The sequence below is a fragment of the Rhizobium binae genome, from assembly GCF_017357225.1.
Classification (GTDB): Bacteria; Pseudomonadota; Alphaproteobacteria; order Rhizobiales; family Rhizobiaceae; genus Rhizobium; species Rhizobium binae.
In genome coordinates this window covers 3,473,557-3,491,275 of the sequence record NZ_CP071604.1, presented here as the reverse complement: position 1 = coordinate 3,491,275, position 17,719 = coordinate 3,473,557, and the positions used below count along the sequence as shown (strand labels likewise).

Annotated in this window: 21 protein-coding genes and 2 pseudogenes; 12 read left to right on the top strand and 11 right to left on the bottom strand. The window is 60.3% G+C overall.

Annotated features, from left to right (window positions below):
* Positions 1-8: 8 nt before the first annotated feature.
* The 5 genes from treZ to J2J99_RS17120 form a co-directional block, all read right to left on the bottom strand.
* Positions 9-1,961 (bottom strand): malto-oligosyltrehalose trehalohydrolase, encoded by a 1,953-nt coding sequence (treZ, locus tag J2J99_RS17140; RefSeq protein ID WP_168297366.1) that lies wholly within the window; start codon positions 1,959-1,961, stop codon positions 9-11.
* Between the two features lie 187 nt (positions 1,962-2,148).
* Entirely contained in the window at positions 2,149-3,462 is a 1,314-nt protein-coding gene (preA, locus tag J2J99_RS17135; RefSeq protein ID WP_168297346.1) for an NAD-dependent dihydropyrimidine dehydrogenase subunit PreA, read from the bottom strand.
* A 15-nt stretch (positions 3,463-3,477) separates the two neighbouring features.
* Positions 3,478-4,839 (bottom strand): NAD(P)-dependent oxidoreductase, encoded by a 1,362-nt coding sequence (locus J2J99_RS17130; RefSeq protein WP_168297347.1) that lies wholly within the window; start codon positions 4,837-4,839, stop codon positions 3,478-3,480.
* Between the two features lie 408 nt (positions 4,840-5,247).
* On the bottom strand, positions 5,248-6,243 hold the full coding sequence (locus J2J99_RS17125; protein WP_205918895.1) for a sensor histidine kinase: 996 nt from the start codon (positions 6,241-6,243) through the stop codon (positions 5,248-5,250).
* Between the two features lie 190 nt (positions 6,244-6,433).
* Positions 6,434-7,228 carry a response regulator gene (locus J2J99_RS17120; protein ID WP_020922074.1) on the bottom strand — a complete coding sequence of 265 codons (795 nt, stop codon included), beginning with the start codon at positions 7,226-7,228 and terminating at the stop codon, positions 6,434-6,436.
* Positions 7,229-7,478: 250 nt separating this feature from the next.
* Here J2J99_RS17120 and J2J99_RS17115 point away from each other — a divergent pair, with 250 nt between their 5' ends.
* Together J2J99_RS17115 and J2J99_RS17110 are read left to right on the top strand one after the other, a co-directional pair.
* Complete coding sequence (locus J2J99_RS17115; protein ID WP_012484947.1) at positions 7,479-7,685, top strand: NepR family anti-sigma factor; 207 nt, start codon at positions 7,479-7,481, stop codon at positions 7,683-7,685.
* 10 nt (positions 7,686-7,695) lie between these two features.
* Positions 7,696-8,253 carry an RNA polymerase sigma factor gene (locus J2J99_RS17110; protein WP_004677121.1) on the top strand — a complete coding sequence of 186 codons (558 nt, stop codon included), beginning with the start codon at positions 7,696-7,698 and terminating at the stop codon, positions 8,251-8,253.
* Positions 8,254-8,437: 184 nt separating this feature from the next.
* Here J2J99_RS17110 and J2J99_RS17105 read toward each other — a convergent pair whose 3' ends face one another.
* The 4 genes and pseudogenes from J2J99_RS17105 to J2J99_RS17090 form a co-directional block, all read right to left on the bottom strand.
* Positions 8,438-8,836: a hypothetical protein gene (locus J2J99_RS17105; protein ID WP_168297348.1), complete on the bottom strand. Its 399-nt coding sequence runs from the start codon at positions 8,834-8,836 to the stop codon at positions 8,438-8,440.
* An 8-nt stretch (positions 8,837-8,844) separates the two neighbouring features.
* Entirely contained in the window at positions 8,845-9,189 is a 345-nt protein-coding gene (locus J2J99_RS17100; RefSeq protein WP_168297349.1) for a DUF883 family protein, read from the bottom strand.
* A gap of 149 nt (positions 9,190-9,338) precedes the next feature.
* Positions 9,339-10,094 (bottom strand): annotated as a pseudogene (locus tag J2J99_RS17095) (heme ABC transporter ATP-binding protein).
* Positions 10,072-10,179 (bottom strand): annotated as a pseudogene (locus tag J2J99_RS17090) (hemin uptake protein HemP); the annotation flags it as partial. The pseudogenes J2J99_RS17090 and J2J99_RS17095, both read right to left, overlap by 23 nt.
* 177 nt (positions 10,180-10,356) lie before the next feature.
* Here J2J99_RS17090 and J2J99_RS17085 point away from each other — a divergent pair.
* From J2J99_RS17085 to hmuQ, 5 genes are all read left to right on the top strand, one after another.
* The gene (locus tag J2J99_RS17085) at positions 10,357-10,782 is read left to right on the top strand and encodes a hypothetical protein (RefSeq protein ID WP_168297350.1); all 426 of its coding nucleotides are present in this window, start codon (positions 10,357-10,359) and stop codon (positions 10,780-10,782) included.
* Between the two features lie 57 nt (positions 10,783-10,839).
* The gene (locus J2J99_RS17080) at positions 10,840-12,075 is read left to right on the top strand and encodes an energy transducer TonB (protein ID WP_168297351.1); all 1,236 of its coding nucleotides are present in this window, start codon (positions 10,840-10,842) and stop codon (positions 12,073-12,075) included.
* 108 nt (positions 12,076-12,183) lie between these two features.
* Positions 12,184-12,591 (top strand): DUF2325 domain-containing protein, encoded by a 408-nt coding sequence (locus J2J99_RS17075; RefSeq protein ID WP_168297352.1) that lies wholly within the window; start codon positions 12,184-12,186, stop codon positions 12,589-12,591.
* Positions 12,588-12,860, top strand: a complete 273-nt coding sequence (locus tag J2J99_RS17070) for a hypothetical protein (RefSeq protein WP_168297353.1) — start codon at positions 12,588-12,590, stop codon at positions 12,858-12,860. The genes J2J99_RS17075 and J2J99_RS17070 overlap by 4 nt, the downstream gene beginning before the upstream one ends.
* Positions 12,861-12,869: 9 nt before the next feature.
* On the top strand, positions 12,870-13,184 hold the full coding sequence (gene hmuQ / locus J2J99_RS17065; protein WP_168297354.1) for a heme-degrading protein HmuQ: 315 nt from the start codon (positions 12,870-12,872) through the stop codon (positions 13,182-13,184).
* 128 nt (positions 13,185-13,312) lie between these two features.
* Here the strand turns inward: hmuQ and J2J99_RS17060 are convergent, their stop codons facing one another.
* Positions 13,313-13,684 (bottom strand): DUF423 domain-containing protein, encoded by a 372-nt coding sequence (locus tag J2J99_RS17060; protein WP_168297355.1) that lies wholly within the window; start codon positions 13,682-13,684, stop codon positions 13,313-13,315.
* Complete coding sequence (locus J2J99_RS17055; RefSeq protein ID WP_168297356.1) at positions 13,681-14,091, bottom strand: group II truncated hemoglobin; 411 nt, start codon at positions 14,089-14,091, stop codon at positions 13,681-13,683. Before J2J99_RS17055 ends, J2J99_RS17060 begins: the two co-directional genes overlap by 4 nt.
* 169 nt (positions 14,092-14,260) lie before the next feature.
* Here J2J99_RS17055 and J2J99_RS17050 point away from each other — a divergent pair, with 169 nt between their 5' ends.
* The 5 genes from J2J99_RS17050 to J2J99_RS17030 all read left to right on the top strand — a co-directional run bounded on the left by J2J99_RS17050 (position 14,261) and on the right by J2J99_RS17030 (position 17,694).
* Positions 14,261-14,824 carry a TetR/AcrR family transcriptional regulator gene (locus J2J99_RS17050; protein ID WP_168297357.1) on the top strand — a complete coding sequence of 188 codons (564 nt, stop codon included), beginning with the start codon at positions 14,261-14,263 and terminating at the stop codon, positions 14,822-14,824.
* 19 nt (positions 14,825-14,843) lie between these two features.
* Entirely contained in the window at positions 14,844-15,185 is a 342-nt protein-coding gene (locus tag J2J99_RS17045; RefSeq protein ID WP_168297358.1) for a DMT family transporter, read from the top strand.
* A gap of 194 nt (positions 15,186-15,379) precedes the next feature.
* Positions 15,380-16,165, top strand: coding sequence for a ThuA domain-containing protein (locus tag J2J99_RS17040; RefSeq protein WP_207600930.1), 786 nt, complete (start codon positions 15,380-15,382; stop codon positions 16,163-16,165).
* A gap of 9 nt (positions 16,166-16,174) precedes the next feature.
* Positions 16,175-17,218: a Gfo/Idh/MocA family protein gene (locus J2J99_RS17035; protein WP_168298317.1), complete on the top strand. Its 1,044-nt coding sequence runs from the start codon at positions 16,175-16,177 to the stop codon at positions 17,216-17,218.
* Positions 17,219-17,256: 38 nt separating this feature from the next.
* Positions 17,257-17,694, top strand: coding sequence for an EamA family transporter (locus tag J2J99_RS17030; protein WP_168298319.1), 438 nt, complete (start codon positions 17,257-17,259; stop codon positions 17,692-17,694).
* Positions 17,695-17,719 lie beyond the last annotated feature (25 nt).

Below are 17,719 nucleotides of genomic sequence, written 5' to 3'. Positions count from 1 at the left end.
GGGTTGCTCTAGGTGCCGGAGCCCCCAACTCTCGAAATGCCGGCTTGCCATTCCTCCAACGGCATTGTTGAGACGTTTTGCTGATTCTGGAATTTCGCGGGGGCGAGAACCAGGGCAATATCCCCGTTCAATACCCAAGGCTTGTGGAAGTCATAGCAGCGGCGTCCGCTGCCGCCATAGGCGGCCTCTTCACTCGACCAAGAGAGATGCCAATGGTGGCCTCCAGGTGGAGCAAAAAGCGGATCCGGCAGACTGTCAACCACGATGTCATTGCCGAAGTTGATCAGCAACAATCTCTCGTCAGACGGTTTCTCGGCGAAGAACCTCAGGAGCAAGGCTGTGCTGGACAAGATACTGCCGTCCATCTGGCCGTCACGGGCGCAGGCCTGGCGAGAAAATGCCTTGTCTGTTTGCCGGAGATGCAGCAAGTCGCGATGAAACCGGACGATCGCTGCGTTCCTCTCCCATTCCGCCCAGTCAAGCTTTGCCTCGTCGAACGTCGCGCGAGCGCATGGATCCGCCATGTGTTCGACGAGTTTCTCATCCCTCAGGTTCGGGAATTGGCTGATGAAATCGCGTCGCCCTTGCCGGACGATGTCGGCGATTTCTCCATCATGGTCGGCGAAATAATAGAACGGAGACGAGGAGCCAAACTCCTGCCCCTGAAAGAGCATGGGCGTCTGCGGGCCGAGCAGTTGCAGGGCCGTGAGGGCCCGAAGGCGGGCCGGGGATGTCATGTGACCGATCCTGGCTCCAGTGCCGGAGTTGGCGACCTGATCGTGATTTTGGAGAAAGTGGATGAAATGCCAGGGCTCGAGGTCGAGCCCCGGAGTTCCCCGCGGTCGATCCTGCCAATCATATCGCTGTCCCTGAAACAGGTATCCATATTTGGCGGCAGAAACGAGTTCTTGGGCGGAACCGCGATGATCATGATAATAGGCTTCACTGCGGCCCGTCAGCGCTACTGTTGCGGAGCGGTGGAAATCATCATTCCAAAGGGCATCCAGTCCATGCCCTCCCACTTCAACCGGCCGCACCATACTGGTTTGCTGCGGCTCATTTTCGCTGACGAGATAGATTTGACGCTGTCCCGCTGCTGCCCGCGCTTCCCTGGCGATGAGTGTCACGATGTGTTCGCGGCTTGAGTCAAACAGGGCCTGCGTTGCATCGATGCGCAGTCCATCAAAGTGAAATTCGTCGATCCAATAGGCTGCGTTCTTTGCGACATATTCGCGAACGCCTCGGCTGTTCGGACCATCGAAGTTGATCGACTTGCCCCACTCGTTCGAGTAACGCTCGGTGAAATACTCAGGTGTGAATTCGCAAAAACGTTCGCCGGAGCCGAAGTGATTGTAGACCACGTCGAGAATCACCCCCATGCCGAGCCGGTGGGCTTCATCGACGAAGGCGCGCACATCATCCGGCGGTCCATAGAGTCGCGTCGGAGCATAGAGCAACGTGCCGTCGTAGCCCCAGCCGAATTCGCCTTCAAACTCATTGATCGGCATTACTTCGAGGCAGTTGATGCCGATCATTCGAAGTTTTGCCAGCTTTTCCCGGGCTGACGCAAAGCTGCCGTCCCTTGTGAAGGTGCCGATGTGCATCTCATAGAGGGTAGTTCCGAAGGCTGACATTCCTTGCCAATCATGATCATTCCAGGGATACCGGGTCGGATCCACGACGACCGATGACCCTGACGGACCATCCGGCTGAAAACGCGAGGCAGGATCGGCAAGGAGATCGCTCGCGTCTCCAAAGTGAAACTGGTATCGCGCCCCTGCAGTCAGACCCGGCACATAGAGCCAGAAGTAGCCGGAGTCCTCCGCCATCATCTCGTGTTCGGAATTTCCCTCGATCACGAGGAAACAGCGCTCCCTGGCAGGGGCCCACAATCGGAACGAAACGCCGTCGGCGTCAACCTCGGCTCCGATCGGAAGGCGTCGGTTCGAAATGGGAGGCATCGGTTTCGAGTTTTTGCTGCTTGAGTGGTCGTGCATGGCTCTCTCGCGGAGATCGCCTGCGCTAACTTCGGCAGCCTCATGATGTTCCCAGACATGCCTTCGCCACCTTAGGGCCCCATTAAGCCCGAAAATTGCATCTGCCATACAGCGTCTCGCCGCGGACCAAGTCCGCGGCGTTGCGATGCCGTCATTCCGCCGCCCGGCGGGCCATCGGGTTGTTTGGATGCGTTGTCCAGTTGGCATAGTTCGGATCGACGGTCCGGCCGGTACGCTTGTCGAGGGTTCCTGCGGCCAGCGGTTCCATGGTGATGCAGTTCTCAACCGGGCAGACATTGACGCAGAGATTGCAGCCGACGCATTCCTCTTCGATCACCTCGAAATGGCGCAGGCCGTTGACGACATTGGTGATCGCCTGGTGCGAAGTGTCCTCGCAGGCGATGTGGCAGCGGCCGCATTTGATGCAGGCGTCCTGGTCGATTTTCGCCTTGGCGATGTAGTTGAGGTTAAGATACTGCCAGTCGGTGACGTTGGGCACGGCGCGGCCGGTGATGTCGTCCAGGGTCTTGTGACCCTTTTCGTCCATCCAGTCGCTGAGGCCAGTAATCATTTCCTGGACTATCTTGAAGCCGTAGGTCATGGCGGCCGTGCAGACCTGGACGTTGCCAGCGCCAAGAACCAGGAATTCGGCCGCGTCCCGCCAGGTGGTGATGCCGCCGATGCCGGAGATCGGCAGCCCGTAGGTTTCGGGATCACGCGCGATTTCGGCCACCATGTTGAGCGCGATCGGCTTGACCGCCGGGCCGCAATAACCGCCATGGCTGCCCTTGCCGCCGACCGTCGGGTTGGGAGCGAAGTTGTCGAGATCGACGGAGACGATCGAATTGATCGTGTTGATCAGCGAAACGGCATCGGTGCCGCCGGCCTTGGCGGCGCGGGCGGGGCGGCGGATATCGGTGATGTTCGGCGTCAGCTTGGTGATGACGGGCATTCGGGTGTACTGCTTGCACCAGCGCACGACCATTTCGATATATTCGGGCACTTGGCCGACGGCGGAGCCCATGCCGCGCTCCGACATGCCGTGCGGACAGCCGAAGTTGAGTTCAATGCCGTCAGCGCCGGTCTCTTCTACCAGGGGCAGGATCGACTTCCACGCCTGTTCCTCGCAAGGCACCATGATAGAGGCGATCAACGCCCGGTCCGGCCAGTTCATCTTGACCTGCTTCATCTCGCGCAGGTTGGTGTAGAGGTCACGGTCGGTAATGAGTTCGATGTTGTTGAGGCCGAGCAGGCGGCGGTCGGCGCCAAAGATTGCGCCGTAACGCGGGCCGTTGACGTTGACGACTGGCGGGCCTTCCTCGCCCAGCGTCTTCCAGACCACGCCGCCCCAGCCGGCCTTGAAGGCGCGCTCGACGTTATAGGCCTTGTCGGTCGGCGGTGCCGACGCCAGCCAGAACGGGTTTGGGGATTTGATGCCGACGAAATTATTGCGGAGATCAGCCATTGTTCATTCTCCCCTTCAGGCAACCGCGACAGCCGGTGCAGCGGCGGCGGTGAGGGCGCGATGGATGGATTCGGCCGCGTCGCGGCCGTGGGCGACGGCGGAAACCGTAAGGTCCTCGCCGCCGAACACGCAGTCGCCGCCGGCCCAGACTTTGTCGAGCGAGGTGCGGCCTTCGACGTCGATCGCAATGCGGCCGGATTCCATGCGGAGTGAACCAAGGCCGGAGGCATCAAAGGTCTGCCCGATTGCCTTGAAGATCTGGTCTGCTGCGATCACGCCGGTCTCGCCGGTGCCGACGAGGCGACCTTCGACAATCTTTGTATATTCCACCTCGATCGCGGCGACCTTGCCATCCTGCGACAGGATTGATTTCGGCGCCAGCCAGTGGCGGATGATGACGCCCTTGGAACTGGCCAGATCCTGCTCGTATTCCGAGGCGTTCATGTGCTCCTTGCCGCGGCGGTAACAGATCGTCACTTCCTCGGCGCCGAGCAGCTTTGCCTGCACGGCGGCGTCGATCGCCGTCATGCCGCCGCCAAGGACGACGACGCGGCGGCCGACGGCGATCTCGCTCTTGTCCTTGGCCTGGCGGAGCGCCGCAATGAAATCGACGGCGTCGTCGACGCCTGCCAAGTTCTCGCCCTCAATGCGCAGCGCGTTGACGCCGGCAAGGCCGATACCGAGGAAGACGGCATCATGTTGGGCCTGCAGATCGGCAAGCGAAAAATCGCGGCCGAGAAGGGTGCCGTGGCGGACATCGATGCCGCCGATCGACATTATGTAATCGACTTCCTTCTGCGCGAAATCGTCGACCGTCTTGTAGGTAGCGATGCCATATTCGTTGAGGCCGCCGGATTTTTCCCTGGCATCGTAGATGGTCACGGAATGACCTTTCACAGCCAGACGATGAGCGGCGGCAAGGCCTGCAGGGCCGGCGCCGACGACGGCGATCCTCTTTCCTGTCGCTTCGGCTCTGACATAGAACTGCTTGCCGGCCTGCATGGCCGCATCGGTGGCGTAACGCTGCAGGCGGCCGATCTCGACAGGCCGCTCCTCGGCCGTGTTGCGCACACAGGCCTGTTCGCAGAGCTCTTCGGTGGGACAGACGCGGGCGCACATGCCGCCAAGGATGTTCTGATCGAAAATTGTCTTCGCCGAGCCGATCGGGTTGCCGGTCGAAATCTGGCGGATGAACAGCGGAATATCTATCGAGGTCGGACAGGCCGTCATGCACGGCGCGTCGTAACAGAAATAACAGCGGTCGGCGGCGACCAGCGCCTCGTGATTGTCGAGGCGCGGATGAAGATCGGAAAAGTTAGCCTCATACTCGGCGGGCGAAAGCCGGCCGGCATGAATCCCAGTTTCCAGTCGTTCCATTGAAGTTCCCTCATTATTGGTAAACGGCCTGTGAGGGAAAGCGTAACTCAGGTTTAAAAATTTATCAAACGGTAAAATTTTGGGATCGGCTCTTTCGAGTGTCCACGCAAGATGCTGTTTTTGCACAAGAAATTTTCCCGCCCCGGGCCTGAGAATTACTTGCGCGTTCGGTGCAGAAGGGGAGCGCAAAAAAAAGATTCAAAAAAGTGGAATTTTTTACGATCGCAGGGAACCAAACTCGGACGTCGTCGTTATTGCGATATCCGGATGGTGATCGCATCGACCCAACATGCGCGCCCCCAACCCACTATCCGGACGTACTCACGGTCCCCTCCCGGTGAGTGAAGACAGCCGGTGCGCCGCCCTCGCACCGGCTGTTTTTCAGTTTGGGTTTATCGTCAGGGCTTCTCACACACGCTTGAAGATTTCGAATTCAGTTTCCGGAATGCTCAGCCGATATTCGATGCGGCCGGGTACGAGTTTCAGTTCCGCTTTGCCGTTGACCGACGAGGGCACGACACGCTCCAGCACGGTGCGGCCGAAGCTGTTGTCGCTGAATTCGTGGACCTCCGACTGATCCTGCAGCACTTCCGCCCAGGCGATCTCGATCGCCCGTCTGTCGCCGATCGCAGCTTCCCGGCAGTTGAGCGTGATCGAGGCAGCGCCGCCGGCAATTGCGCCAAAGGAGGCGGAGTTGACGATGAGTTCGTGGAGGGCGAGCCCGAGATGCACGGCGGCATTCGGCGTCAGATGCGCGTTTATGCCGTAGATCGGCATAGAGCCTGATGTTTCCGGCCAGTAGGGGGCGAACTGTTTTTCGGCGAGTTCGAAGAGATAGGCGCCGCGCCAGCTTGAATCCGTGATCAGGTCCTGGGAATTGGAAAGCGATTGCAGCCGCCCGCGGAATTTCAGGAGGAAGCTGTCAAGCGAGAGCGTGTTGCGCGCCGTCTGCGTGGCAATGCCTTGGATGATGGCGAGAAGGTTCTTCGAGCGGTGCGAGAGTTCGCGCAGCAGCGATTTGAGTACTTTTTCGCGATGCCGGCTTTCGGTGACCTCCGTCATGACCGACAAAAGCCCGTGCGTGCCACGTTCTCCGGTGCGCTGGATTTTTAGTTCATAGGTGCGCATTTCGCCGTCGACGTCGATTTCGACCTCGGCATTGTTGGGGATGCCGGTCTCCAGCACCTTCTGTTTGAGCACTGTCAGATACTGCCCATGGATGTCACCGAAAAGGCCGGCATCAGTGCCGCCGGGCATGAAGAGCGCCGCGAAATACGGCGGCAGATTTTCGGCGTAGAAAATCGAAAGCCGGGCGTCCTGGCAGAGAATTGAAATACCGGCGCTGCCGAGCGCCCGTTCCATCATTGCGGCTTTACCCTCGAAGGTGAAAGGCGTGCCCGACAATGGTTCAGTCGTATTCACTCGGCCGCCTTTCCTTGTGACATCTTGAACGTCGCCGAAGGGAACGACCTCCAGAAACTGCCTGCCAACTCTAGAACAAAGCGCTGCAAAAACCATTAAGGCCATCGCGCGTCCCGGCAGCACCGGAACGCCTGTTTCGACGGTTTGGTTCCGAAGGCCGGAAAATTGCGCATCAGGCGGCTACTTTGGTCGATTCATTGAAGAAAAGCGCTTGGCTGATCAGTGCCTTGACCATGTCGGGGTTGAAAGGTTTGGTGACGAGGAAAGTGGGTTCGGGGCGCTCGCCCGTCAGAAGCCGTTCCGGGAAAGCGGTGATGAAGATCACTGGCACGCTCGACGTCTTGAGAATGTCGTTGACCGCGTCGATGCCGGAACTGCCGTCGGCAAGCTGGATGTCGGCGAGCACCATGCTTGGTTTCGTCTTATTGTAGAGCGCGACGGCTTCGGCATGGGTGCGGGCGATTCCGGTGACGCGGTGGCCGAGGCTTTCGACCATCTGCTCGATATCCATGGCGATCAAAGGCTCGTCCTCGATGATCATGATATCGGTTGCAACCTGACGGGAAATCTCCTGAGAAGCCTTGTCGAGCAGTTGCATGACATCCTGTTCATCGAGCTCGAGAATTTCGGCGATTTCGGCGACGCGGAAATTCTCCACGGAAGCGAGCAGAAAAGCCTGGCGGGCGCCGGGCGAGACTTTGGACAGGTTGAGGGTGGCGCGCTGTTCCCACGCATATGGCGAGGTCGGCTCGGGAATCTGGACTGCAGTGGAACCAAATAATTGCGTAAACAGTTTGTAGAGGGCGACCCGGTCATTCGCCGTATCCGGGAAAATCGATAGATCGGCGATGATGGCTTCAAGAACGGCGGCGACATAGGCGTCACCTGAAGTCTGGGTACCGGTCAGCGCGCGGGAATAGCGACGCAGATAAGGAAGGTGCGGCGCAATTCGAGTAGAAAGTGTCATATATGGCTCCTGTATACAGGCCGGCATTGGCTTCAATGAGCGATTAACGCCATCTTGATAAAAAAGTTCCGGAACGGCAGGAACTTTTTTCGTCGCGCCGCATTATTCCAGCCGACAAAGAAAGGGCGTAGCATTTTGACCCACGCCGCGGCAAACATCGGCAACATCGTATTACCTCGGTGTCGCTGGTTGAAGTCGTGATTATGCCGTGCACGCCTCTGGAACAGACAACCGGCGAGAAGACGAATTGATGACCACACGCAAGAAAGAAGCAGCCGATCAGCGAAAGCTGGAGCTGCGGGCAAGCGATATCCTGGACCCGAACAATCAGATCGGCGTCAAATTGCGGTCGCTTTATGCGGCCGCGCAGGGTGAAGCGATCCCCGATCGTTTTCTCGATCTTCTCGAAAAGCTCGACCATGCCGAGATGATGGCTTCCGCCAAGATGGCCGAATAGGATCGCCCGCATGGAAGATAAAGTGCAACCCAGCTTCAAGCGGGAATTGCTGGCGGCCCTGCCCAGTCTTCGCGCCTTCGCGATCTCGCTCATCGGCCGCCACGACCGTGCCGACGATCTCGTCCAGGATACGATCATGAAGGCCTGGGCCAAGCAGGATCATTTCGAGATGGGCACCAATATGAAGGCCTGGCTCTTCACGATTCTGCGCAACGAACTCTACAGCCAGATGCGTAAAAGCGGCCGCGAGGTGCAGGACAGCGACGGCCTGTTTACCGAATCGATGGCGATGCACCCCTCGCAATATGGCGCGCTCGACCTGCAGGATTTCAAGAAAGCGCTCGACCAGTTGCCGCCGGACCAGCGCGAAGCGATCATCCTCGTCGGCGCCTCCGGCTTTTCTTACGAGGAGGCCGCCGAAATCTGCGGCTGTGCCGTCGGCACCATCAAGAGCCGCGTCAACCGCGCCCGCCAACGGCTGCAGGAATTGCTGCAGATCTCGGGCGAAGCCGATTTCGGCCCGGACGCAACTTCGGCGCCGCTGACGTCGAAGGCGTTTGCGTTTTGACAAGCGATCGAAAAGCCGGCTGCCTGTTGCGGCGACGGTTTTTTGCATCGTTTTAGTGAGCGATCGTCATTCGAAGCATTACCTCTCCACGCTCATTCCTGCGATCCCTTGGGCGAAGCCTGAGGGCATAGAAATGAGGAGGAAAGGTAGCTTCGGAATCGGGGAGGCGGCCCTCTCCTTCTCCTTAATCCTCCCGCTTCAACCCCACCAGATTGGCCGCGACGATTGCCGCCAGCACGCCAGCGGTCAGGAGCGGCTGGGCGCGGACGAGGCCGAGACCGACTGCCGCCAGCGATTCCAGTGCTGCACGGCGCTCGCGGGCGCGACGTTTCTCCTGGGCATTGATGATCACCATCACCACCACCAGGATGATGGCGATTAGCAATGCACAAGCGGCCAGGAAGAGGGCAGCGCCGACCGGACCGTAAATGCCGGCGAGCCAGATGGCGCCGGCAGTGACGGCCAGCGCATAGGCGGTGAGGAGGAAGAGCAGGGCCAGCACAACGAAGATGCTGGTGCGCTTGGCGCGCGCGACGGTCCGATGCACGCTTGCGCCCGTCAGCAGGCTGAGGATCGAGAGCATCGCCTTCCTCAGCGCCGAGCGAGGAAGGCGATGGCCAGGCCGAAGGCGGCCGCGGCGCCGATCGTTGCCAGCGGATGTTTGCGCACGGTCTCGCGCATCTCGGTCGCGCTGCGCTCGTAGCCGTGCTGCAATTCGCGCAAGAGATCCTCGCTGCGGCTGAGCAGTTCCTCATAGCCGGCGCTGGCCTGGCCGCGGATCTTATCGCCCTGATTGCGGGAATTCTTGCCGACGAGGCGCGTCAGTTCCGCCAGCTCGTCGCGCAGCGCCTCGATCTGTTCCTCAATGCCGGATTCGAAATTATGGAAGCTGCCGTTGCGGCGGCTGCGGCCGGAGTGAAAAATGGAATAGGTCATGGTTATCTCCATTGGCTGGGGCGCGCGCAAGCCCGCCTGTTTTGCACGGGGGTCATGACCGTTCGTTGCATAGATGAGACCGCCCGGCATTGACTCAAATCACTGCCGAAAACGTGCCGGGCGGTGAAAAGTTCCGCCGCGCGGGCCGGCTAGCGCCGAGGAGGGGCGCTGTGAGCGAGCACGAGGGGCGTGCCGTCGGGCGGCACCTGGTTGATGCGCAGGGCGCAGCCGAAGACCGAGAGCGTGATTTCGTCGGACAACACCTCGCGGATGCTTCCGGCGGCAGCAAGGCGCCCTGACTTCATCAGCACGACGCGGTCGGCGAAAAGCGCCGTCAGTTTGAGGTCATGCATGACGCCGCCGCCGCGTTCGCAGAAACTCCGGGCGAGCGAGATGATGGTTGATGGCTGATGTCGAGGTCGAGACCAGCTCGTCGAGCAGCAGCCAGCAAGGCTTGCCGTCGACGACAGGCTCGGAGATCTGGCAGAGCACGCGGGCAAGCTGCACGCGCTGCTGCTAGCCGCCGGAGAGTTCCTGGTAGAAGCGGCCTTCGAAGCCGGAGAGGTCGACGGAAGCAAGTGCCGTCGCCGCCGTCTGATCGGCTTTGTCGGGATTGAAGTTGAGGCCCGAAGTCAGGCCGATCCGGACGATCTCGCGCACGGTGAAGGGAAAGGAGATGGTACTTGCCCGCGGCAGCATGCCGCGAACGGCGGCAAGCTGCCAGGGTTTCTGCCCCTTCACTTCGCCGCCGCCGATGCGCACCGAGCCGTCATAGCCAAGCTCGCCCGAGATCGCTTTCATCGTCGTCGTCTTGCCGGAGCCGTTCGGCCGGCGATCGCCGTCAACTCGCCGCCCTTGGCGGTGAAGGCGACGTCACTGATGATCGTTCGTGCCGCGGAAGATATCCGCGCTTTCGACGACTCGCTGTTTCGCCGCCGGCTCGCCGAGCACCAGCGCGTGCTTAAAGGTATCTGGCTTTTCAACCATCATTTCGGTTGGCAATTCCGTGAGGCCGGGGATCAGTGGCCCCCGGCTTTCGCGACTATTAACTTGACTTTCTTGCTCATAGTTTTTTAAAGACGCAATAGGATACTATTACGGTCAAGTTTTTGAGATTGCTGAGATGAAGCTGCCTGGCGGCGGCCTGCGACAATGGCGGAGGAGCATATGACGATCAGGTTTGCGGCTGCTGCAGCCGGCTTGTTGACGGCGGTTGCGGGCGTATGCCAGGCACAGGAGGCGGCGCCGGCAGCCTCTCTCAATGTCGAGCTCAACGCGCTGGCGCCCACGCAGAAGGGCTGCATAATGACCTTCGTCGCGCTCAACCAGCTGCCCGCCGCCATCAACAAGGTCTCCTTCGAACTCGCCTTCTTCAACGACAAGAACGCCGTCGACCGCATCACCGTCCTCGATTTCCGGGATCTGCCGCGGGGTAAGAAGCGCGTGCGCCAGTTCGACATGCCAAATGTCAAATGCGAGAGCGTGACCCGCATCCTGATCAACGACACGCCGGTCTGCGACGGGCCGGCTGCCGGCGAATGCATGAAGGGTCTCGTCACCCGTTCGCAGATTTCGGTTCCCTTCGAGGGCTAAGATAACGCCGGGGATGAACCCCGGCGGACATGTTTCAGTCTGTCCGAGGCGTAGACAATGGCGATTTCAGCGAAAACCAGATCGAGGCAGGTGCTCATCGGGAAGGCGGACGCCAGCGGCAGCCTCAACGACAACACGCCCGGCATGCATTCCGGCCACGAGCTTTCCGAACTGCGCAACGTACCGCGGCAGCCGGCCGGCGAAACGGTGATCCACTACACGCGTTTCGCGCAGATATCCGCCTTTCCCGACCATCCGGAAACCGTGCCGACCTCTCCGCTCTCTGCGCCGCCGATGGACGCGGCGGTGCAAAAACAGGAAGGCGAGAAGAAGCCAATGCGGCGGCGGGAGACGCTGAGTTGTTTTTGCTCGCTAATTTTCCATGCGACTTTGGCCGCAGTGGTGATCGTTGCCTTCCCCCACATAGCGGAAGAAGCAATCGAGGAAGCCGGCGAAGCCGTCAGCGTCGTCATGTATGGTAATTCGGACGTCGACCAGACCGCTGCCGGCGAGACCGATGTGACCGTACAGGAAGAAATTATTCCAGAGGCAGTAGAGCCGGAGACAATCCAGCCGACCGAAGTCTCGCCCGCAGAAGCTCAGGATCCGATTCAGCAAGCCCCTTCTCCAGAGGTAACGCGCGTTTCGCCGGAAATTACAGCGGCGGTCGAGCCGGAAATCCTCGTTTCCGAAGTTCAAGCAGAAACTGCTATCGCACAGCCGATGTCGACGGTCATTCCCGAGGAGCGCAAGCCTTCTGACGAGATATCCCCGGAAGTTCAACCATTCGAGACGCCCCCTGTCGCCGCAGTCGAGCCGGAGGAGGTCGTGCCGCCGAAGCCGAAACCGAAAGCCGTGACTAAGGAAAAGCCGAAACCGGTCGAGAAAAAGCGCCCGCCGAAAAAGACTGCTGGGTCGAAGGGCGAGGCGCAGCAGGATTCTACACGTGGTGTCGCGGAAGGTAATCCCTCAGCACAGTCAGACCGCAATTCGCAAGCTGCCAGCAATAATAACGGGGTGGGCACAGCCGCCCGTGCCAACTATGGCGGAAAGGTTCGTGCGCGCATCCGGCGCGCCCTTCGTGAGCCGAAGAATGTTAGTGGAACGGCGGCAGTGACGCTGACCATCGCTGGAAGCGGTAATCTTGTCTCTGCTGTCATCTCCAGAAGCTCGGGCGTTTCGGAGATCGATCAGGCGGCTGCTGATGCTGTGCGGCGCGCATCACCCTTCAGTCCGCCTCCGGGCGGAAGTTCGATGCGCTTCACTCAGGTCTTCGAGATCGGGAGGAGATAAATATGATTAAAATTATCAACTTTAGACTTTACTGCGAAAATCAAGTTTAATAAGTTCCACCCGCACACGCAGGAATCGTGTGACGATCAACGAGCGAACGGGTGGTATATGGCTCGCAAGGGCAAGAAGGGATCGAACCGGCAAGTCCGCGACAGCGCGGGCGAGGACGCTGCTGAGGCATCCTTCGGACGGTCCAAACTGGATGGCCGCAGTTTCCTCTATGTCGGCGGCCGCGACTGCCAGGTGGCGCATCTTCGCCAGATCGCCAGCAATTTCGGCGCTGAGCTCATCCATCACGACGGCGGGTTGCGTGAAGCGGTTTCGCGCATCGATACCGTGCTTCCCTCGGTCGACTGCGTGTTCTGCCCGATCGACTGTATCAGCCACGATGCCTGCCTGAGGGTGAAAACCGGCTGCAAGAAGTTCGGCAAGGCTTTCATCCCGCTGCGCAACGGCAGCAAGTCCAGCCTGGAGCGTGCGCTGCAGACGATGAACGAACGAGACAATTCCCGGTGAACCATCACCGCCCCGACGGCTTCACCATCATCGGCCTGCACAAGCTCGCCGCGCAGAGCGGCGACGGCCTCGTGCCCGAGCTTTACGAGCTTTTTCAGCAGCATGCCGAACGCCAACAGATCTATAAGAACGTGATGCTGTTCCCGACCTGGGAGGCGCGCATGCCCGGAGAAGCGACGACGAGACCGCTTGGCCCGGCGGCGGCAAACGGCAATAATATCCTTGCCTTTCCCTCACATGCCGCAAGGATGGGCAAGAGGAAGGCGTAAGGAGATTTCATGTATATCGCAATGAACCGCTTCAAGGTCGTAACCCGGACCGAGGGCGATTTCGAGACCGTCTGGCGTAACCGCGATTCCGGCCTGGCCGAGGTGCCCGGTTTCGTCGAATTCCGTCTGCTGCGCGGCAAGCTTAACGCAGAAGAGGGCTATACGCTCTATTCCTCGCATACGGTCTGGAAGAGCGAAGAGGATTTTCAGAACTGGACGAGGTCCGAGAGATTTCGCGCTGCGCACCGCAATGCCGGCGACCGTAAGGCGATGTATAAAGGGCCGCCGGTCTTCGAAGGCTTCAATGTGGTCGACGGCATGTAAACGAGGGGCCCGATCGCATCGAGGTCCTGCCGGGCCTTCCGTCGCTCGATAGCGATGCGACGCTTACATTCTATCGAGAAAAGCTCGGCTTCGCCAATGTCGTCTATCAGGGATCGGATTATCTCATCCTAAGCCCTGACCCGGAAGCCCGCGCCCGCCGCAACGGCCAGCCAGCCAAGCATCATCGCCCAGCCGCCGATCGGCGCGGCATAGGGGAAGAGGCCGGCGGCGGTAAACCGCAGCGTCACCAGGTCACCCGCAAAGAGCAGCGTCCCGACAATCATGAGGAAACCGGCCAGCCAGGCGGTTTTGAGCCTTGTTGTGCCGAGAGCCAATGCCAGTAGGGCAGGGGCGTGGGCGAGACACATGGCGGATGCCGAAGCCGGAAGGTTGGCTTGGCCGCCGCCATGGGTGGCAAGGGCGGCGAGCGCCACGCCGGCCGCGCCGAACAAGCCGGCAAAGAGATAGAGCACCGGCTCCAGACGCGCGTTCAGGCTCATGGTTGTTCCTCGGTGTCAGGGGCCCTGTTCTGCATGTGATAGGCAAGGCGCTCGACCGGCGCCCAGATCAGGTCGCGCAACGCCTGGCTCGCGATCGTCTCGTCGAGCGCGCGGCGGAAGCAGAGCAACCATTCGTCGCGCTCGACCGGGCCGATTTCGGCGACGAGATGGCGGCTGCGCAGTCGCGGGTGGCCGCGCTTGTCGGTATAGAGCGGCGGGCCGCCGAGATAACCGGTCATGTATTCGTAGAATTTCTCTTCGCTGCCCTGAAGGCTCGGCGGATGAACGGCGCGCACATTGCTTGCCTCCGGCAGTTCGTTCATCAGCGCGTAGAAGCGATGCGTCAGCGCCCGCACGGTGGGATTGCCGCCGATCGCTTCATATAGAGTGGTGACCTTTTCCGTCACAAAATCATCCCCCGTATCATTGCCATCCGCCCGATCCTTCATGCACCTGGCGGGAAATGATCGCAACTGTCATCAAAGTGCCGCGGCATTTCGCCCATAATGCCCATGGAGCAGGGCATTCACCCGATTCTTCTTGACAAAACCGTCCGGACGGTATCTTTGCAATTGCATGTCAAGCGCTCACCATCGCAAGAAACAACCGGCTCTCGTGCGCCAGCAGTTGCTGGAGGTCGCCGCACGCCTTGCAGCCAGCGATGGAATGGCGGCCGTCACGCTCGATGCGGTCTCTTCCGCCTCCAACGTCAGCAAGGGCGGGCTGCTGCATCATTTCCGGACGAAGAATGCACTGCTCGACGCTCTGTTCGAGAACCTGCTTGAAAAGTTCGACGCCGATATCGAGGAACTGATGCGCGGCGATCCGCAGCCGCAAGGCCGCTTCACCCGCGCCTATCTCAGGGCGGTGTCCGGCCTCAAGGATCGTCCCGACGATTCCCGAAGCTGGACGCAGGTGACGATCGCGCTTCTTGCCGAACCCCGGCTGCGCCTTCGCTGGCGACAATGGGTGCAGGCGCGGGCCGAGGAATATGTCGGCACTGATTCCTCCCTCGACGCGCAGATCGTGCGCTTTGCTGCCGACGGCCTGTGGTTCTCCGATACGCTGGAGAGCCATGATATCAGCGATGCTCTGAGGCGGGATCTCATCAACCGCCTTGTCGAGCTGACTAGAAAGTGATCCGAAAAGGAATGCCTCTATGAGCCAGGCCGCCATTTACGGGCTGCTCTTTGCAGCCATCGTGCTCGAAGTCATCGGCACGACCGCGCTGCAATTGTCGCAGCAATTCACCCGCATCGGGCCGACGGCGCTTGTCGTCGCCTGTTATGCCGCGGCCTTCTATTGCCTGTCGCTGACGCTGAAGAGCATTCCCGTGGGAGTCGCTTACGCGATTTGGAGCGCTTTGGGAATCGTGCTGATTTCCTCGGTCGGACTCGTTTTCTTCAAGCAGCGGCTGGACCTGCCGGCGATCGTCGGCCTAGGGCTGATCATATCCGGCGTCGTCGTCGTCAACCTGTTCTCGAAATCCGTTTCGCATTGATTTTACTGAGATATTTTTAAATCCTCCTGCGAGGCGAGCGAGTGAAATTTTCCCCTTTGTCAAATTCCTGACAAAGGGCTATGTGTTGCTTGGACGTGGAGGAGATCGAGGCGCACCCAAGGCGCTTTTCCAAAGCGCTTTGAATTCTGCTTTTCCCGCCTGTTCGATATTTCCAGCTTCCAGAGGAGCACATCGTGACCATACGCACCGTTGTGTGGGGTGAAAACATCCACGAAACTACCAATGCAATCGTCCGCGGCATCTATCCGGAGGGCATGCATACGACGATCGCCAATGCGTTGAATGCCGATCCCGCCATCTCGGCGACGACGGCGACGCTGCAGGAACCGGAGCATGGGCTGAGCGAAGCCCGGCTTGCCGAAACCGATGTGCTGACCTGGTGGGGCCATAAGGATCATGGCGCGGTCTCCGACGTCGTCGTCGAGCGCGTCGCCAAGCGCGTCTGGGAAGGCATGGGCCTGCTGGTGCTGCATTCCGGGCATTTCTCGAAAATCTTCAAGCGGCTGATGGGCACGCCCTGCGCGCTGAAGTGGCGCGAGGCCGGCGAACGCGAGCGGCTGTGGACGATCAACCCGCGGCATCCGATCGCCGCCGGCATCGGCGAACATTTCGAACTGGAAAACGAGGAAATGTATGGCGAGCAGTTCTCGGTGCCGGAGCCGCTTGAGACGGTGTTCATCTCCTGGTTCCAGGGTGGAGAAGTGTTCCGTTCGGGCCTGACCTGGCGGCGCGGCGCCGGCAACATCTTCTATTTCCGCCCCGGCCATGAGACCTATCCGACCTATCACGACGCCACCGTCCAGAAGGTGCTGATCAATGGCGTCAAGTGGGCCTATAACCCCGAGGGCGCGTTGACGAGCATTACCGACGCTCCAAATGTGCCGGTAGAAAAGGCCCTGGAGCCGATCGTCGAACGCGGCCCGAAACTGCACCAGGCCGGCGAAGCCGGTTACCGCTGAGGAGCATTCATGCGACTACTCGTTCTTGGTACGGGCGTGATGGCAAAAAACCAGCTCACCCATTTCAGCAAAATAGACGGCGTGACTGTGGTCGGCGCCGTCGACACCGATCCCGACCGGCTCTCTGCCTTCGCCGACAAGTTCGGCATCGAGAAGCGTTTTCTGTCGCTGGACGAGGCAATCGCCTGGGGCGAATTCGATGCGGCGACGAACATCACGCCCGATCGCATCCATCACCCGACGACGCTGGCGCTGATCGCTGCCGGTAAGCATGTGCTTTGCGAGAAGCCGCTGGCTGAAAATTACCCGAAGGCGCTGGAGATGACGGAAGCGGCCGAAAAGGCCGGCGTCATCAACATGGTCAACCTCACCTATCGCAACGTCGCGCCGCTGCAGCGTGCCCGCGAGATGGTGCTCGCCGGCGAACTCGGCACGATCAAGCATGTCGAGGCCTCCTACCTGCAGAGCTGGCTCGTCTCGCGCGCCTGGGGCGACTGGCGCACGGAATCGACCTGGCTGTGGCGCCTTTCCACTGGCCACGGCTCGAACGGCGTGCTCGGCGATGTCGGCATCCACATCCTCGATTTCGCCGCCTATGGCGCCGCGACGGACATTGACCACGTCTTTGCGCGGCTGAAGACTTTCAACAAGGCGCCGGGCGGCCAGATCGGCGAATATATGCTCGACGCCAATGACAGTTTCACCATGTCGGTCGATTTCGCCAACGGCGCGCTCGGCGTCATCCATGCCAGCCGCTGGGCGACGGGCCATCTGAACGAGCTGAAGCTGCGCATCTATGGCGAAAAGGGCAGCCTCGAGGTCATCCATCGCCCCGGCGGTTCCGAATTGCGCGGCTGCCTCGGCGAGGATGCCGAGACCGCTACCTGGAGGGAGATCGAGGTGACGCCGGTGCCGACCAACTACCAGCGGTTTGCCGAGGCGGTAGCAAGCGGCATCCAGCCGGATCCCAACTTCCGCCACGCCGCCAACCTGCAGAAGGTGCTCGACCTCGCCATGGTGACCGAGCGCGAACGGCGCGAGCTGAAAGTCTGATCCTGTCGGAGAAAGAGGTAAGGGCGGGGACAAGCCGTATGAAAAGCCTTCTCACAAGCTGGCCGCTTTGGGCGCTTCTTTCCGCCGGTTTCGCAGCGCTCACCGCGATTTTCGCCAAGGTCGGCGTCGAGAACGTCAACTCCGACTTCGCGACCTTCATTCGCACCATCGTCATCCTGCTGGCGGCAGGAGTGATGATCGTCGTGACCGGCAATTGGCAGGAGCCATCCTCGGTGCCGGGCAGGAGCTGGCTCTTCCTGATGCTCTCCGGCCTTGCCACCGGCGCATCCTGGATGTGCTATTTTCGGGCTCTGAAGCTCGGTGATGCCGCGCGTGTCGCGCCGATCGACAAGCTGTCCGTCGTCTTCGTGGCCGTCTTTGCGTTGCTTTTCCTTGGAGAACGCCTGACGCTGCCGAATTGGCTCGGCATCATCATGATTGCGGGAGGCGCGGTGCTCGTCGCCTACAGGTCCTGAGGTCGGTATAAGGCCGTTCACGCCG

What these genes read in the sequence shown, in the direction of transcription:
- treZ (WP_168297366.1), bottom strand. Translation starts at nt 1,961, where the DNA reads ATGCCTCCCATTTCGAACCGACGCCTTCCGATCGGAGCCGAGGTTGAC.
- preA (WP_168297346.1), bottom strand. Translation starts at nt 3,462, where the DNA reads ATGGCTGATCTCCGCAATAATTTCGTCGGCATCAAATCCCCAAACCCG.
- J2J99_RS17130 (WP_168297347.1), bottom strand. Translation starts at nt 4,839, where the DNA reads ATGGAACGACTGGAAACTGGGATTCATGCCGGCCGGCTTTCGCCCGCC.
- J2J99_RS17120 (WP_020922074.1), bottom strand. Translation starts at nt 7,228, where the DNA reads ATGACACTTTCTACTCGAATTGCGCCGCACCTTCCTTATCTGCGTCGC.
- J2J99_RS17115 (WP_012484947.1), top strand. Translation starts at nt 7,479, where the DNA reads ATGACCACACGCAAGAAAGAAGCAGCCGATCAGCGAAAGCTGGAGCTG.
- J2J99_RS17110 (WP_004677121.1), top strand. Translation starts at nt 7,696, where the DNA reads ATGGAAGATAAAGTGCAACCCAGCTTCAAGCGGGAATTGCTGGCGGCC.
- J2J99_RS17105 (WP_168297348.1), bottom strand. Translation starts at nt 8,836, where the DNA reads ATGCTCTCGATCCTCAGCCTGCTGACGGGCGCAAGCGTGCATCGGACC.
- J2J99_RS17100 (WP_168297349.1), bottom strand. Translation starts at nt 9,189, where the DNA reads ATGACCTATTCCATTTTTCACTCCGGCCGCAGCCGCCGCAACGGCAGC.
- J2J99_RS17085 (WP_168297350.1), top strand. Translation starts at nt 10,357, where the DNA reads ATGACGATCAGGTTTGCGGCTGCTGCAGCCGGCTTGTTGACGGCGGTT.
- J2J99_RS17080 (WP_168297351.1), top strand. Translation starts at nt 10,840, where the DNA reads ATGGCGATTTCAGCGAAAACCAGATCGAGGCAGGTGCTCATCGGGAAG.
- J2J99_RS17075 (WP_168297352.1), top strand. Translation starts at nt 12,184, where the DNA reads ATGGCTCGCAAGGGCAAGAAGGGATCGAACCGGCAAGTCCGCGACAGC.
- hmuQ (WP_168297354.1), top strand. Translation starts at nt 12,870, where the DNA reads ATGTATATCGCAATGAACCGCTTCAAGGTCGTAACCCGGACCGAGGGC.
- J2J99_RS17060 (WP_168297355.1), bottom strand. Translation starts at nt 13,684, where the DNA reads ATGAGCCTGAACGCGCGTCTGGAGCCGGTGCTCTATCTCTTTGCCGGC.
- J2J99_RS17050 (WP_168297357.1), top strand. Translation starts at nt 14,261, where the DNA reads ATGTCAAGCGCTCACCATCGCAAGAAACAACCGGCTCTCGTGCGCCAG.
- J2J99_RS17045 (WP_168297358.1), top strand. Translation starts at nt 14,844, where the DNA reads ATGAGCCAGGCCGCCATTTACGGGCTGCTCTTTGCAGCCATCGTGCTC.
- J2J99_RS17035 (WP_168298317.1), top strand. Translation starts at nt 16,175, where the DNA reads ATGCGACTACTCGTTCTTGGTACGGGCGTGATGGCAAAAAACCAGCTC.
- J2J99_RS17030 (WP_168298319.1), top strand. Translation starts at nt 17,257, where the DNA reads ATGAAAAGCCTTCTCACAAGCTGGCCGCTTTGGGCGCTTCTTTCCGCC.